Below are 14,963 nucleotides of genomic sequence, written 5' to 3'. Positions count from 1 at the left end.
ACAGCGTCGAATCCGTCCGGGTCCCCACTCTTTATTGCGGGCTAAACAACCCAAGGAGGAGAACAGGGTCCACCGAACGGGCTCCCTTCAGCGCTACGGGAGCGGTGGAAACAATATCAGGAGGAGGGCGAAGCCCGGGGGACATTCGCGGAGGGGAGTACCCGGCGGCCTGTGCACGCGCCCTGAAGCGAACCCTGAACAACGCCAGAAACGTAGCTGAGTCCAAGACCCGCATAGATACGTCCGCAAGAAGGAAAGCGCCCGGGGCTAGAGTCGGTGTATGACCTCCAAAGACACCCTCTACGCCGTCTCCCCCGCACCCGTTCACTCGCTGCCCATTCAGGGCGAGAGCGCCCGTTTTCCGGTCAACCGCATCTTCTGCGTGGGCCGCAACTACTCGGAGCATGCCCGCGAGATGGGCCACAACCCCGACCGCGAACCGCCGTTCTTCTTCATGAAGCCCGCCAACGCCATCGTGGCCGACGGAGGCGAGTTCGCCTACCCCACACAGTCGAACGACGTGCACCATGAAATCGAACTCGTCGTGGCGCTGAAGACCGGCGGGGCGAACATCGCCGCGTCGGACGCGCTCGCGCACGTCTACGGCTACGCCGTGGGCCTCGACATGACCCGCCGCGACCTGCAGGCCGAGGCCAAGAAAATGGGCCGCCCCTGGGACACCGGCAAGGCCTTCGACGGCTCCGCGCCCTGCGGCGAACTGGTGCCCGTGGCCACGGCCGGCCACCCGGCGGCCGGCGAGATCCGCCTCGAAGTGAACGGCGCGCAACGCCAGGTCGGCGACCTCGCCGACATGATCTGGAACGTGCCCGACACCATCGCCTACCTGTCGACGCTGTTCACCCTGCAACCCGGTGACCTCATCTTCACTGGCACCCCAGCCGGCGTGGCGGCCGTGCAGCGCGGCGACCGCATGCGCGGCACCGTGGCGGGCATCGGCGCGCTGGAAGTCGTGGTCGTTTGAGGGTGACGAGGGAGCGCGCTGCGGGCCGGTAGACCTGCAGTGCGTCAGAGGGCGTCACAGTGCATCGCTGGGGGTGCGCTCGGCTAAGGCCGGCAAGTTGGCGTACCCTTGCGGGCCAACGCTGCCGACCTGTTGCCGACCCGCCCGCCCCGATGCGCCCCTCTCCCCCCACGTCCGTTCGCACCTACGGCATGCACGAGCGTGCCGACCACCTCGACTTCGACATCCGCTTCCAGGGTGCGCGCAACGAGCTCACGCTGCCGCACCGGCATGCGTACTTCCAGATTCAGATCGGCATTGAGGGCAGCTCGCAGCAGGCCATCGGCGGCGAGGTGCGACCCTTTGGCCCGCGCCACCTGAGCTTTGTGCTGCCGTACCGGGTGCACGTCATTCCGCACCCGAGCGACGCGCTGTACTGCATCGTCAACTTCGACCAGCGTTTTCTGTGGCCAGAGCTGGAGGTCGATGCGCTCGACCTCGACGACATATCGCTCGCGCGCTACCCCGACCTGGCGCCTTTTCTGTTTCAGGAGTACGTCGACTTCGCCTTCGACGAGGCCGACTTCGCGCGCGTGCGCGGCTGGCTCGACGAGCTGCATGCGCTGAACGCCGGCCGCAACTTTGGCGCCAAGATCGCGATGCGCGGCATCGTGCAGCAGATCATCGGACTGGCCTGCATGCGGCAGGAGCAGGCGCTGATGCGCCTTTCGTTGCAGCACAACGGCAAGACCTCGCAGCGCGATGCCTTGCAGCGCGTGGTGCGCTATGTGCGTGACAACCTCGACAAGCCGCTGTCTCTGACCGACGCCGCGGCCGCCGCGTTTCTCTCGCCCAACTACCTGGCCAACCTGCTGCGCAAGGAGACCGACCGCACCTTCACCGACATGGTGACCGAGCGGCGCATCGAGCGGGCGAAGGAGCTGCTGTCGTCCACCTCGCTGCTGGTGCGCGAAATTGCGCACCAGTGCGGGTTCACGGACGAGGCGTATTTCAATCGGCGGTTCAGGCAGTGGGTGGGGAGCACGCCGAGAAACTTCCGGCGTGACCACGTGGTGAGCACGCGCGGCTAGCGTTCAGGTTCAGGGCCAGGTTGGCTAGCTCCGCTGCGACGCCCGCACCAGCAGCGACAGCCGCTTGACCAGCGGCTCGAACAGTTCCGTCGGCGTGTTGCCGTACCCCAGCACCAGCCCGTTGTCGGTGGCCAGAGGCTGCATCGCAAACCCCGACAGTGCCGAGGGCGCCATGCCGCGCCGCAGCGCATCGGCTGCGATCTGCCGGTCGTCGAAGTGCGCGGGCAGCCGCACCGTCAGGTGCAGGCCGCAGTAGCCCCCTTCGATCTCGTGCGGCACCTTCAGGTGCTTGTGCAGTGCCAGCCGCAGCGCCTGCTGCCGGCCGCGGTACAGCCGCCGCATGCGGCCCAGGTGGCGGGTGAACTGGCCGCTCTCGATGAAGTCGGCCATGGCCAGTTGCTCGAAGCGGTGGCCGCCGCGCAGCATTTCTTCGAGCGGCGCCTGCACGCCGGGCGCCAGCTCTTCCGGCAGCACCAAAAAGCCCAGCCGCAGCGACGGAAACATCGTTTTGCTGAAGGTGCCGACATAGAGCACGGGCGCGTCTTCCACCAGCCCCTGCATTGCTCCGATGGGCTCGCCGGTGTGGCGAAACTCGCTGTCGTAGTCGTCCTCGATGATCCACGCGCCGTGCTGGCGTGCCTGCGCGATCAGGTCGAGCCGGCGCGCGATGCTCAGCACGGCGCCCACCGGGTACTGGTGTGAGGGCGTGGTGTAGATGAGCCGTGGCGGGTGCCGCAGCCAGTCCGCGTCGCTCGCGCACAAGCCCTCGGCGTCGACTCGCACGGGCACCACGCGCATGTCGCCTGCGTGCATCGCGGCTTTCACGCCGCGGTAGCCGGGGTCTTCTACCCAGCCGATGTCTCCCGGGTTCGACAGGAGGCGAACGCACAGCGAAATGGCTTCCTGCGCGCCTTCTGCAATCACCACCTGATGCGGCGCGCAACGCACGCCGCGCGCCATCGACAGGTGCCGTGCAATGGCCGCGCGCAACGCGGGCTCGCCGAGCGGATCGCCGTAGCCGAGCGAGGCCGAGCCGGCACCGCGAATCGCGCGGTCGAGCGCGCGGCGCCAGGCGGCTAGGGGAAAGTGCGACAGCGCGGGCACGCCGGGGCGCAGCGCCGCGTCGGTCTCGGCGCGGGGCGCGCCGGGCTTGATCTGCGCCAGGCGCTGCGCCGTGGCGGGCGTGCCGGCTGTCTTGCGCACGCGCTTTTTTTTCTGCAGCGCCAAAGACGACAGATGCGTCACGCGCGTGCCCTGGCGGTCGGGCTGCACATAGCCTTCGGCGGCCAGGTGCTCGTAGGTTGCGGTGACGGTGTTGCGGGAGATGGCCAGCGCCTCGGCCAGTGCGCGGGAACCGGGCAGGCGGCTGCCGGGCGCCAGGCTGCCGTCCAGAATGGCGCGTTGCAGCCGCTCGTACAACTGCCGCTGCATCGAGCCCGCGTCGCGGTCTTTCACCAGAGGGGACTCCAGCAAGGCAGTGGGGGAGAGGGTAGGGCGTGGCACCATCAAATGAACCGGTTGTGGCACTTCCGTCAGAGCCACGATGCGGTTACTTTACGTCCTTCGCTGCCGTTCATTCCTGCTTTTTCCGAAAGACGCCCCATGCCCGCCCGCCTCAACGAATTCGGCCAATCCATCGGCCCCGATGTTCCCGACTGGGCTCCGCGCGCCTTGCCGCCGCGCCGCCCGGTCGAGGGCCGCTTCTGCACGCTGGAGCCGCTGGACGCCGCCCGGCACGCCGACGACCTGTACGCCGCCTATGCGCAGGCGCCCGACGGGCGCGACTGGACCTACCTTTTCGTCGAGCGGCCCACCGACCTGAACAGCACGCGCGCCTACGTGGAGCGCGCGGCACAAAGCACCGACCCGTTGCATTTCGCGGTCATCGACAAGCAAAGCGGCCGCGCGGTCGGCACTCTCGCGCTGATGCGCATCGACCCCACGCACGGGGCCATCGAGGTGGGCAGCGTCACCTTTTCTCCGCTGCTCAAGCAAACGCCGCTGTCCACCGAGGCGCAGTACCTGCTGATGAAACTCGCTTTCGACGAGCTTGGCTACCGCCGCTACGAATGGAAGTGCGACAACTTCAACGAGCCCTCCAAGCGCGCGGCGTTGCGGCTGGGCTTTCAGTTCGAAGGCATCTTTCGCCAGGCGGTGGTCTACAAGGGCCGCAGCCGTGACACGGCGTGGTTTTCCATCGTCGACACCGAATGGCCCGTGCTGCGCACCGCGTTCGAGCGCTGGCTGTCGGCGGAGAACTTCGACGCGCAAGGCCGCCAGCGCATGTCGCTCGACAAGTTCCGGCTGCCCTCCTGACACAGCCGGGCGTTGCCCTGAAAGCAACGAGAGCCCAAGAAATAAGCAATGGTTCAGCGGCGCCGGTGTGCCTAGACTGCCGCAGAACTGTCACAAAGGCTCATTCCCCATGCCCTTCCAGCATCGAACCCCGCGCAGCCTGCTTGCGCTGCTCCCAGCGGCCTTGCTCGCCACCGCCAGCATGGCCGGAATGGCAAGCCTTGCCGGCGCGGCCGAACTCTCTCCGGCCGATGCCGAACGGCATGCGCAGGCCAGCTACCGCGAGTACTTCGAGCTGCTGTCCCTGCCCAACGACGCCATCTCGCCGGAAGACATCCGCAAGAACGTCGAGTGGCTGGAGCAGGCCTTTCGCAAGCGCGGCTTCACCACGCAGCAGTTGCCCAACGATGGCAAGCCGATGCTCTACGCCGAGTACCCGGGCAGCGACCCGGCACGCAAGACGGTGCTGTTCTACATGCACCTCGACGGCCAGCCGGTCGTGCCCGCGCAATGGGCGCAAAAGAGCCCGTGGACGCCAGTGCTCAAGCGCAAGGCGGCCAACGGCGCGTGGGAAGAAATCGATTCCGCGCCGCTCTTCAGCGGCCCGCTCGACCCCGAATGGCGCGTGTTCGGCCGTGCGTCTGCCGACGACAAGGGCCCGATCATGATGATGCTGGCCGCCATCGACGCGCTGAAGGCCGGCGGCGGGCAGCCCGCGGTCAACGTGAAGGTGATTCTGGACAGCGAGGAAGAAAAAGGCTCGCCGTCGATCAGCAAGGTGATGCAGGCGCACCGCGACCTGCTGCGCACCGACGCCATCGTCATTCACGACGGCCCCATGCACGCCACCAACCGGCCCACGCTGGTGTTCGGCAACCGTGGCGCGGCCGAGGCCCGGCTCACGGTGTACGGCGCCAAGGTGCCACTGCACAGCGGGCACTACGGCAACTACGCGCCCAACCCGGCGCAGCGCCTGGCCAACCTGCTGGCCTCGATGAAGAGCGACCAGGGCCGCGTGACCGTGCCCGGCTACTACGCCCACGTGAAGATTGCCGAGGCCGACCGCAAGATCATGGCCGCCGTTCCGGACGACGAGGCCGCGCTCAAGCGCCGCCTGGGCATCGCGCAGACCGACAAGGTCGGCGCCAATTACCAGGAGGCCATGCAGTACCCCTCGCTGAACGTGCGCGGCATGGCCGCGGCGTCGGTGGGCGACAAGGTGGCCAACATCGTTCCCGACAAGGCCGTGGCCGAGATGGACCTGCGCACCACGCCAGACTCCAATGCCGCCTGGCTGGGCCAGCAGATTCAGAAGCACATCGAGCACCAGGGCTACCACCTGGTGAAGGGCGAGCCGACCGACGAGGAGCGCGCCCGCTACGACAAGATCGCCAGCTTCTCGTACCAAAGCGAGGGCGGCGACGCGGCGGGCTCGCAGATCAATTCGCCCGTGGGGCAGTGGGCCTACAAGGCGCTGACCGCAACCTTCGGCAGCCAGCCCGAGCCGGTGCGCATCCGCATGATGGGCGGCACCGTGCCCACGGCGGAAATTGTGCGCGTGCTGCCCGTGCCCTTCGCGATCATTCCGCTGGTGAACGCCGACAACAACCAGCACGCGGCCAACGAGAACCTGCGCATGGGCAACTATGTGAGCGGTGTGCGCACGGTGTACGGGCTGATGACGCAGCCGTTCTGACGCCCTTGCAGCCAAGCCGGCAGCCAATGCCGGCCGCCTTGTTCAGCCGGCCTTGCCCGGCTCTTGCGCCTGCTCGCAGTCGACCTGAATCAGCTCGCGCTCGTCCAGCGTCGCGCCGATGCGCACCGCACTCAGGCAGCCGCCCCACACGCAGCCCGTGTCGGTGGAAAGCAGATCGGGCCGCGAGAGCCAGCCCAGTGTCGACCAATGGCCGAAGGCGATCGTGGCCTTGGCCGTCTTGCGCCCGGGCACGTCGAACCAGGGCATGAAGCCCTCGGGCGCGGTGGCGGCGCTGTCCTTGGCCTCGAACTCCATCACCCCGTCGGCAGAGCAGAAACGCAGCCGTGTCAGCGCGTTGACGATGGCGCGCAGGCGGGCGCTGCCGGTGAGGCTGTCATGCCACTGCGCCGGCTCGTTGCCGTACATCGTCATCAGGAATTCACCCAGCGCCGGCCCGCGCAGCACCGATTCGACCTCCGACGCCAGCACCAGCACGTCGCTCACGGTCCACTGCGGCAGCACGCCGGCGTGCACCATGAGCAGGTCCCCAGTGCCGATGCGCATGTGCAGCGCCATGTGCTGCTTGCGCACCCAGTCGAGCAGCGCCTCGCTGTCCGGCGCGGCCAGCAGGCCGGCCAGCGTGTCCTTGCGGCCGGCCTTGCGCGCCCCATGCGCCACGCCCAGCAGATGCAGGTCGTGGTTGCCCAGCAGGCTCAGCGCCGAGGCGCCGTAACCCTGCACGCGGCGCAGCACCGCGAGGGAATCAGGGCCCCGGTTCACCAGGTCGCCCAGCAGCACGATGGTGTCGCGGCTGGGGGAGAAATCGATCTTCTGCAGCAGGCGGCCCAGCGGGGCGTCGCAGCCTTGCAGGTCGCCAATCAAGAAAAGTGCCATTGACCCTTGAGCGTCTTGAGTAGCGACGCGAAGCCGTCGTTCTTCTTCGCGTCAGCTTCCGTTTCGAGGATGGTCAGCTCGCGTTCCAGGTGATCGAAATTGAGGCTCATCACGGTCGCCAGTGCCAGTGCCTGTGCGCGGGTCGGTATGCGCTTGCGAGCCCGCCATTCGCTGATACGCGGTTGAGGTACGCCATGAGCCGCCATCGCGCGCGCGTCGTTGGCCGTCATCTTTTCAAGTGTTTCGAAAAACATGTTGACACCTCTTATCAAATTGGTAAAATACCAAAACGGTATCCGGAAACGGGCTACGCGTTGGGTACACCATTTTGCCACTAGGAGCCGCCATGCATCAAATTTCATTCGCTGATTTCGCCAGAGCCGCCCAACTCGCGGCTTTGCCCGTTTGTGCGCCCCTGACCGAACAAACCGCAGAGGTCAAAGCTGTGGCGGCTCCGGCCTCGTCGGGGTCGGGGGCGTGCACCCTGCGTCAGCGTCGTCGGGAGGCGGTAATCGATGCAGGTGTGGAGCGTTGGATTGCTCGTGGTTGTGTTGATGCCTTCCCTGAGCGATGGGTAGTTGTGGCTCATTGCGATCAGGGGCCTCGTCTCTATAAGTTCGCGGCCCGGCCTCCCGTTGCCCGGTGCGTGAACGGTCTGGTGGAGTCGCTGCATCGCCTGCAGGTGGCCGCATGACCATCGTCCGCGCTGCCGCTGGTCGACCCCCAGTCCACACCGATGACGCTGCTCGCGTTCGTGCCCATCGCGCCAAGCGCGCCCGCATCGACTACAGCGACAAGCCAGAAATTGCCCAGACCATTGCAGAGATTGCCGAGCAGCTCGGCGTCTCGCGCAATGAGGTGATGCAGTCGCTGACGCGCTTCGCGTTGACCAATCGCAACTGGAAACAAGTCGGCCTCTATGGCTCCAAGGGGCTGCAATGAGCGCGGCGGCCCGTCATCTTCGGCGGTTGATTCGTGATCGAGCTTGGCGCAAGCGGTACGGCGCCGATGTGGGCGTCACGGATGCGCTATTGCGCGACGCTGCTCAATTTCTCATTGGGCGGGGGTGCTAATGCTTGCCGCTGAAAAGCTCGAATGGAAGCGTCGCGCCTTCGTGGCCATTAGCTCTCCGATCCGTCGCGCATCCGTGATGGTTCGGCTAAGGCTTCTGCGCAATACCGCGACGATGCCGCCGTCTGTTCGGCCTTCGTTCGTCGTGGTGTCCAACCCGACCGCGCGAAGGTCGCATGCCTTCGTCTGGAAGGTCAGCAGGGGCGGCTATGAGGCTTATTCCGAAGCACCAGCAGGTAGGGTACGTGACGCCTCAGGCGCGGCCTTGCTGCCGCAATTGTCAGTTTATGACTGGCGAAGAAAACGGCCTGAAGCAGGTCACCTATTGGTCGTGTCGCAAACACGGGTTTGAGGTGCGCACGGGCGGTATCTGCGGTGACCATCCACGCGCTGCTTCGTCGCCTGGTGTCGCTTCCCCACTTCGGGGACCGCGCTCCGTCTCATCCCTGGTCGAGCAGTCCCCAGAGCGGGGAAGCGCTGACCAGGCTGAGGACTCCCCGGAATGGGGAGAGAGTGACCAGGTCGATGTTCTGTGCCGTCGCGTTGGCCTGACCGTCGCGCAGCACCGTCGAAAGATGGTGCTGGAGATGATCGCCCATGAGGAGGCTTCAGACGATCCGCTGCTGTTGCGCGCCGCTGCCTTTCGCCGTCGCTCTCTTGGCATGGAGCAACGCGCATGACCGCTATGACGGCGTACGAGGCCGCGCAGCGCGCATTGCGTGCCTGGGCCTTCGCCTCTCCCCCTTCCTTGCCCAACGGTTGTTCCATGGCGTGCAGCCATGGCCCCTTGCCCGCTGCGGCTCGTAGAGACGTAGCTCGGCAACTGCCGTTGATCACCCTGAAGCGCGAAGGATCGCTAGTCGCGCAAGCGATTGAGACGCCGTACCCGGTGGCTCAACCCGAAGTGCCAGAGCCTGGTCCGCAGGACGCGCCTGAAGCCGATGGCGCATGCCTTCTGCAATGCCTGTACCTCGCTGACCGCTGCGACCGCAACTGCGCTGGCTGCGAAGTCACGGCTTCTGCCCCCGCCGTCGAGCGACGCGCCTGCGCGGCGCCGATGGTGGGCGGCAGCGACGGGCGGAAGTGCCAGGAGTGCCCCGATGGTAATCACGGGGTATATCAAATTTCAGAAGGTGGGACGACGATATGACGAAGGTCAAAGACAAGACCGCATTGGTGCTCGACGGCAATGTTGTGAAGGTTCGTTTGATGGCCGAACGTCAAGCCTCCAACTCGATGGTTCATATCGATTGGCTTCGTTTTACCGTGCGCCTTCGAAACGCTCCGCCCTTTCTCACCGACAAGCGCGCCGAGTCCACCAACATCTGGGATGAAGGCTACCGGCTCAACAAGCTTCTGAGCCTTATCAACGAGCTGCCCGACCATGAGCGCGATGCTTGCGGACAGGGTGCAGACCTCGCAGATCGCGTCTGCATGGCGCTGGGCTTCGAATTCAACCGCGGTACAGAAGCGCTCAAGGGGCATGACTTCTATAAACGCCGTTGGCCCATTCAGCGCAACGGCGCAGAGGTTGGTTGGGTAGGCTTCGGCGCCGCCTCAGACAGCCCCAAACAACGTGCCCAGGCCGAGTCTCTGCACGTCAACCTCTACGGCGTTGCCTGCACATTCGCAGAGCATGGATGGGCCGAACGCATGGCCCGAATCATCGACGAGCTGCAAGGCAAGATCACGCGCGCTGACCTCGCGCTCGATTTCTTCGATGGCTTCTCAGGTGGCATCGAACGCGTGCTCGAAGAGTACCGTGCAGGGCTCTGCGACAGCTATGGACACACCCCCGCGCTGCGAGATATCAACTGGGCGAAGGGCTGCTCCAGGTCTCTTTACCTTGGTTCCAAGGACGCTGGAAAAGAGACCAACATCTACGAAAAGGGTGACCAGCTTTTCGGCGAAAAGGTCGGCAGCAAGTGGCTGCGCTTCGAGCTGCGCTATGGAAACAAGGTGCGCGTGCTGGACACGGACCTTCTGCGCCGCCCTTCCGACTTCTTTGCAGGTGCCAGTGACTGGCATGCCGCTGTCCTGCGTGAGGCCGGGGATGTGGCTGCGGCCGAATACATCGCCTACACGCCGAAGCCCGCGCTGATGCACGTCAAGGCCGAATGCACTCGCAATGCGCTGCACCTGCTCAACAACGCCGCGCCGTCTATTGCGCTCGCGTTCAAGTACTTGACCGAAGAACAGTTTCTCGAGCTGGTCACCGACAAAAAGAAGCCTAAGCGGCTGTCTTCCTTTTCGCATGCCGACCTGTCTGAGGCCTACAGCGCTGCGTTCGCTCAATTCGTGGTTCCGCGATCTGGCCCAGTCGCGCAGAGCCTTCAATAAATCGGGCTTGGAGTAAATCAATCATGCGCATGCAAAGCCAATCGACCCTGTACGGTATCAAGCAGTCTAAGGGTGACTACGAAGGCCGTGGCTTCGACAGCACCACGTTCCACCTCGATGCCGACATTGCAACCAACGGAAGCGGCGAAGCCATCGGCATCAGCACCCGGCCATTCAAGTTCGGCAAGTCCGACGAATTCGACAAGTGGAAGCACCTGGGCAAGTCGCTGCCGTGCCAAGTGCTGTGCACCTTCGACGTGGTGGCCGCGTCCGACAACCAGACCAAGCTGACCCTCGTGGACATCAAGCCGATGGACCGCGCGGTCGACCGTACGGCGAAACCCGCCACCACGGCCTGACTGCCATGCGGCTCATTGTCCAAAGTTTGACGACGGGGAAATTCCTCGCGCTATCTGCTGACGATGGCCAGCCTGAATGGGTGCGATCGCTTGGCCAAGCTGGCGGCGGTGTGGTGGATGACCCTGAACGTGCTGTTCAGCTCGTGCATGACTGGGCCGACATGGACGATCAGGCCGTCATTGTTGACCTCGATGTTCTTGGCACTGCCGATGACACCGATGAACACCAATCGCAATTCGTTGCCGGTAACGGCGAAGGGGCTCACTGATGCCGTTGGCTTATTTTGATCTTGATGACCTTAAGGTCGCGTTCGAGTCGTTGGCGCTTATGGCGTTTCTGACTGGCTTGGTCGGTTACGTCGTGGGGGGTGTCGCTCATGAGTTGATCTCGGTGCTGGCAACTTCGTTTCGCCGGCGCGGTGCAGCTGCTCCTTTCGACGCTCGTGTGCGTGCTGCCCAGCGTCGGCATGTGCTGATTGCTAGGGCGCTGCAGTCCCGAATCAATCGGGAGGAAAGGCGCCTGGCAACCGTCCCCAGTTCGGGGAGTGACGCCAGGTGATCCGCTACTTCGTGCGTCGCGTTGTTGGCTCGGTCGCTGCTCGCCTCGTAGGGCTTGTTTTCAAGCTGTTTGGAGGTGGGCGGTGATCTGCGCTCAACCCGATGCTGCTGGCGCCCTTGTGGTAGCTGCGAATCAACCTGCCGACATGGCTACATGCCCGGTTGTGCTGATTACCGGATCGGAGTTGAGCGCGGTCACCGGGATTGCATTTCCGTCGCCGACTGACTTCGCTGAGGTCTGGGGTGTCGGGTTCACGATGGTGTTGGTTAGCTACCTCGTCAGTTGGGGCGCTGGTGCGGTACTTCGGTTTTTTCGTTAACTACGCCGGGAGGCTGTATGGATTTCACGCAGGTTTCTTCATCCGCTGATTTCTCCGGGGTGTCCGTTGCCTTACTGGCGATTTGTGTCCTGTTGATGGTGGTCTTGGTGATTGAGTGGTCTGCCAAGCGAGTGCTGGCGCTCCTCGACGGTGGTGTTTCCCACGAACAGGCGTTCTGGTCTGATGGTGAGCAGCGCACGTCGATGGATGCGGTCTATGAGCGCGCTGCTGCCATGGCAGCCGCTGGTGAGGGGCAGTCAGACGAATTCCGGCACAGCACGGTGACAGCCGCTTATGACGCCGGCTACTCTGGTCGTTTCCTCGGGGATTCAGTAGACCCGGCCACATCTGCCGCGTGGAACCAAGCGCGGGCTGACCGTGCTGAGGATGACGCGAAGGGTTGGAATTAAATGGACTTCATGACCATCTTGTTTGGCCTTGTCGCATTCGAGCACGCGTCAAACGCAAGCATGGCTGTCGCTGCTGTGATGGTGGTTGTTGGGATGACCATGAAGGGCGTCAAGGTGATCATGCAATTCATGCGCGATGCCTGATTCGAGTTTTCAGCGCAAGGCCCATCAACGTTGTGAAACGCCGTGGGTCTTCCGGTGAAACCTCATGTTGAGGACACCAACATCACTGGAGTTCATATGAACAAGTTCGCTCGCATCGTTCGCAAAAACAAGGTTGGCATGGCACTCGGTTCGCTGGCCGTTGCCGGAGTTCCCAGCTTCGCGCAGGCCGCTGGTGTCGATTTTTCTTCGCTGACGGCAGCCGTCGATTTCTCGACCGTGGGTGCTGCGATTCTCGCCATCGCTGCGCTCATGATGGTGCCGAAGGTGGTCGGCTGGGGCGCCCGCAAGGTGCTCGGCATGGTTCGCGGCTAAGGGGCTGCGACGGATCGAAGTTCCTGCCCCCGGTTAGCCCCGGGGGCTTTTTTTTGAGGTGGTCGTTATGTGGTTGATGCTCGCATTCTTCTGTGGTGTTGTCAGCGGTGCTGCTGCTGTTGCTGGTTTGTGGAGTCGATGAGCATGTCTCGCTGTTGCGCGCGGCTGTTCATCTGCTCCCTGTTGTTATTTGTCTGTGGTCTTGCTGTTGCTGCTGTTCCCACTGGCTACAACTACAAGGCCGGCTATACCGGCTCAACTTATAAGCAGTCCATTGCTGCAGCCTGCGATGACGCCAAAGCTTGGCGCGGTGGAGCCGGGAACCCTTACTCTGGCGGGCAGATCGTGACTGTCACGCTCGACAGCATTACCACTGCATCGGCTACATCTGGCGTGTGCAAAATTACGGTCAAGCGCACTTCTGATGGTGGGACTCAGGTAGGTGATGTGTCGTGGAGTGGTGCTGCTGGGTACTGTCCCGCAAATAGCACGCCGCCTCTGGGTCGTGTACTTGTAATTCCGGCTATGTTGAGGACCCCACGCACAAAAGCTGCATTGCACCCTCGTCAGAGCTTGAGCAGTTCTGTAAGGATCATGCGGCGTTGAAGAATACATTTCCGCAGTTTGGAACTATTGGTACTACCTCGGCAACGCCGCAAGCTTCTTGTTATAAGCCGGAGCCGCCGTTTACAGGTGTCGACGCACCGCGTGGTTGCGCTATGACGTTGACTGACCAGGTGAAGGCCCCTACGGCGCCTGGTCTTATGGGTTGGTCCGCCACTGGCGTGATGACCGGCGCTACATGTGAGGATGCTATTGCCACCGATGCGGCCCCTAAATCTGCTCCTGACCCTTGCCCAAGCGGATTTCCGGGCACTGTAAACGGAGTTACGAAGTGCATTGCTATTGAGCCTGACAAAGGTATCGAAGGCGTCAAGGGCACTAGTGAAACCAGGGCCGATGGTACGAAGGTCGACTCGAAGGAAACCACTAAGTGCGACGGCTCAAACTGCACCACGACAACTAACACGACAACCACGAGTAGCACTGGTGCCACCAGCACCAGTACCAGCTCTCGCACTGAGTCACTTGGCGAGAAGTGCCAGGCTGATCCGAAAAATCAGGTTTGCCAAAAAACTCAGGGCGGAGCTGGTGGGAAGGTGGCGAAGGGTAATTGCAGCGAGAACTCATCTGCTGAGGGGTGTGGTGGCGAGGGTGCCGAAATCGGCGACTTGTATGGCAAGAAAGACAAGACTGTTGCTCAGGCTCTTTCGAAGGCAAAGGATGCTTTGCAGTCGTCTCCGCTTGGGAGTTCGGTATCTGGATTTTTCACCGTTGGTTCTGGTGGGTCCTGTCCGCAGTCAAGTGCCAACATCCCGTTTTTGAACAAGACCGTTGTTATCGATACCTGGTGCACCACGTTCGCAGCAAACATGTTCACCATCGTGCGCGCCGTGCTTCTCATGCTCGCGACGTGGATGGCATTTCGCATTGCTATCGACAACTAGGAGGCTTTGATGCTCGCCGATTTCACTGCATGGCTCCTGAAGCTCATTGCCAAGCTTTTCACGGCAGTCTGGGATTTCGTCACGGACTTGTTTATCTCGATCCTCGGGACGGTTCTCGACGCTTTCACCGCGTTGATTGCGCTGATTCCGATTCCGGGCTGGCTCAGTGGTGGGCTTGCTTCCACTTTTGGGGCAATGGACCCTGGAATCATCTACGTGGTGTCTCAGTGCGGCATCCCTGCGGCGCTTCTCATTGTTGGCGGCGGTTATGCCTTTCGCATGTTGCGCAAGTTCTTCACTTTGTTCCAGTGGTAATCCATGGCCATCCTGTTTTATGAAGGTCTCCCCCGCGCGGGCAAGTCGTATGAGGCCATGGCGACGCTGATCATTCCTTGGCTTCAAAAGGGGCGTGAGGTTGTGGCGTACGTGGAGGGGCTGGAGACCGAAGAATGTCAGACGCGGATCGCTGAGGTCGCCGGCATCACCTTGGAGCGAGTGCGCGAGCTCCTCTTTCCGTTGACGCGTGAGGACATGCGCCCGCGCGAGGAAAAGAAAAACGGGAAGGTCGTGCAGGTCGATGGCGCGTGGATCGAAAAGGTGCGCGACAACGCGTTGCATGTCTTCGACGAAACGCAAACGTGGTGGCCTAACAAGTTGCGGGCGACTGAGGCGCTGACTCAGTTCGTGAGCGAACACGGGCACCGTGGCATGACTGTGCTGCTGATGGGTCAATCGTTGCTTGATCTGGTCGCTTTGTGGCGCCGCCGCGTGGATCAAAAATTCACGTTCTTGAAGTTGACCGCGCTTGGTTCGGACAAGCGCTATCGCGTTACGGTGTTCAAAGGCCAGGGCAATGGAGAGGTGGCCCCGTTCGTTTGAACAGATTCCGATTACTTTTAAGTGGATCCTGCGGGGTCAGGCTGCCTGGGCCGAAGGCCGTGGCAGCGAGTCGAAGTACACCACATCGGGTGTGCGGGCCTGCA

At 63.1% G+C, this 14,963-nt stretch carries 18 protein-coding genes; 14 read left to right on the top strand and 4 right to left on the bottom strand.

The window, feature by feature from the left end:
- Positions 1–280: 280 nt before the first annotated feature.
- Positions 281–982: a fumarylacetoacetate hydrolase family protein gene (locus VLK31_RS35815; protein WP_409173252.1), complete on the top strand. Its 702-nt coding sequence runs from the start codon at positions 281–283 to the stop codon at positions 980–982.
- Positions 983–1,134: 152 nt separating this feature from the next.
- Positions 1,135–2,052: an AraC family transcriptional regulator gene (locus VLK31_RS35810; RefSeq protein WP_409173251.1), complete on the top strand. Its 918-nt coding sequence runs from the start codon at positions 1,135–1,137 to the stop codon at positions 2,050–2,052.
- Between the two features lie 24 nt (positions 2,053–2,076).
- Here VLK31_RS35810 and VLK31_RS35805 read toward each other — a convergent pair whose 3' ends face one another.
- Entirely contained in the window at positions 2,077–3,558 is a 1,482-nt protein-coding gene (locus VLK31_RS35805) for a PLP-dependent aminotransferase family protein (protein WP_409173250.1), read from the bottom strand.
- 96 nt (positions 3,559–3,654) lie between these two features.
- On the opposite strand from VLK31_RS35805, the gene VLK31_RS35800 reads away from it, so the two are divergent.
- Together VLK31_RS35800 and VLK31_RS35795 are read left to right on the top strand one after the other, a co-directional pair.
- Positions 3,655–4,368, top strand: a complete 714-nt coding sequence (locus VLK31_RS35800) for a GNAT family N-acetyltransferase (protein WP_409173249.1) — start codon at positions 3,655–3,657, stop codon at positions 4,366–4,368.
- A 109-nt stretch (positions 4,369–4,477) separates the two neighbouring features.
- Entirely contained in the window at positions 4,478–6,043 is a 1,566-nt protein-coding gene (locus VLK31_RS35795; RefSeq protein ID WP_409173248.1) for a M20/M25/M40 family metallo-hydrolase, read from the top strand.
- A 42-nt stretch (positions 6,044–6,085) separates the two neighbouring features.
- On the opposite strand, the gene VLK31_RS35790 is transcribed toward VLK31_RS35795, so the two are convergent.
- Complete coding sequence (locus tag VLK31_RS35790) at positions 6,086–6,937, bottom strand: symmetrical bis(5'-nucleosyl)-tetraphosphatase (RefSeq protein WP_409173247.1); 852 nt, start codon at positions 6,935–6,937, stop codon at positions 6,086–6,088.
- Entirely contained in the window at positions 6,922–7,191 is a 270-nt protein-coding gene (locus tag VLK31_RS35785; RefSeq protein ID WP_409173246.1) for a hypothetical protein, read from the bottom strand. The genes VLK31_RS35790 and VLK31_RS35785 overlap by 16 nt, the downstream gene beginning before the upstream one ends.
- A gap of 436 nt (positions 7,192–7,627) precedes the next feature.
- On the opposite strand from VLK31_RS35785, the gene VLK31_RS35780 reads away from it, so the two are divergent.
- Positions 7,628–7,879 carry a hypothetical protein gene (locus VLK31_RS35780; RefSeq protein ID WP_409173245.1) on the top strand — a complete coding sequence of 84 codons (252 nt, stop codon included), beginning with the start codon at positions 7,628–7,630 and terminating at the stop codon, positions 7,877–7,879.
- A gap of 569 nt (positions 7,880–8,448) precedes the next feature.
- On the opposite strand, the gene VLK31_RS35775 is transcribed toward VLK31_RS35780, so the two are convergent.
- Positions 8,449–8,607 carry a hypothetical protein gene (locus VLK31_RS35775; RefSeq protein ID WP_409173244.1) on the bottom strand — a complete coding sequence of 53 codons (159 nt, stop codon included), beginning with the start codon at positions 8,605–8,607 and terminating at the stop codon, positions 8,449–8,451.
- A gap of 547 nt (positions 8,608–9,154) precedes the next feature.
- On the opposite strand from VLK31_RS35775, the gene VLK31_RS35770 reads away from it, so the two are divergent.
- From VLK31_RS35770 to VLK31_RS35730, 9 genes are all read left to right on the top strand, one after another.
- Positions 9,155–10,348, top strand: coding sequence for a replication initiation factor domain-containing protein (locus VLK31_RS35770; protein ID WP_409173243.1), 1,194 nt, complete (start codon positions 9,155–9,157; stop codon positions 10,346–10,348).
- A 29-nt stretch (positions 10,349–10,377) separates the two neighbouring features.
- Positions 10,378–10,707, top strand: coding sequence for a hypothetical protein (locus VLK31_RS35765; protein ID WP_409173242.1), 330 nt, complete (start codon positions 10,378–10,380; stop codon positions 10,705–10,707).
- 5 nt (positions 10,708–10,712) lie between these two features.
- Positions 10,713–10,976, top strand: a complete 264-nt coding sequence (locus VLK31_RS35760) for a hypothetical protein (RefSeq protein WP_409173241.1) — start codon at positions 10,713–10,715, stop codon at positions 10,974–10,976.
- Positions 10,977–11,602: 626 nt separating this feature from the next.
- The gene (locus VLK31_RS35755) at positions 11,603–11,995 is read left to right on the top strand and encodes a hypothetical protein (protein WP_409173240.1); all 393 of its coding nucleotides are present in this window, start codon (positions 11,603–11,605) and stop codon (positions 11,993–11,995) included.
- Positions 11,996–12,139, top strand: a complete 144-nt coding sequence (locus VLK31_RS35750) for a hypothetical protein (RefSeq protein ID WP_409173239.1) — start codon at positions 11,996–11,998, stop codon at positions 12,137–12,139.
- Between the two features lie 96 nt (positions 12,140–12,235).
- Complete coding sequence (locus tag VLK31_RS35745) at positions 12,236–12,472, top strand: hypothetical protein (RefSeq protein WP_409173238.1); 237 nt, start codon at positions 12,236–12,238, stop codon at positions 12,470–12,472.
- A gap of 719 nt (positions 12,473–13,191) precedes the next feature.
- A complete protein-coding gene (locus VLK31_RS35740; protein WP_409173237.1) occupies positions 13,192–13,980 on the top strand; it encodes a hypothetical protein in 789 nt (262 codons plus the stop codon).
- 9 nt (positions 13,981–13,989) lie between these two features.
- Positions 13,990–14,295: a hypothetical protein gene (locus tag VLK31_RS35735; RefSeq protein ID WP_409173236.1), complete on the top strand. Its 306-nt coding sequence runs from the start codon at positions 13,990–13,992 to the stop codon at positions 14,293–14,295.
- 3 nt (positions 14,296–14,298) lie between these two features.
- Complete coding sequence (locus VLK31_RS35730) at positions 14,299–14,859, top strand: zonular occludens toxin domain-containing protein (protein ID WP_409173235.1); 561 nt, start codon at positions 14,299–14,301, stop codon at positions 14,857–14,859.
- Positions 14,860–14,963: the final 104 nt, after the last annotated feature.

The organism is Variovorax sp. H27-G14, from assembly GCF_046156345.1.
In the GTDB taxonomy this organism is placed as follows: domain Bacteria; phylum Pseudomonadota; class Gammaproteobacteria; order Burkholderiales; family Burkholderiaceae_C; genus Variovorax.
The sequence above is the reverse complement of the archived record's forward strand: the minus strand, read 5'-3'. Positions and strand labels throughout refer to the sequence as shown.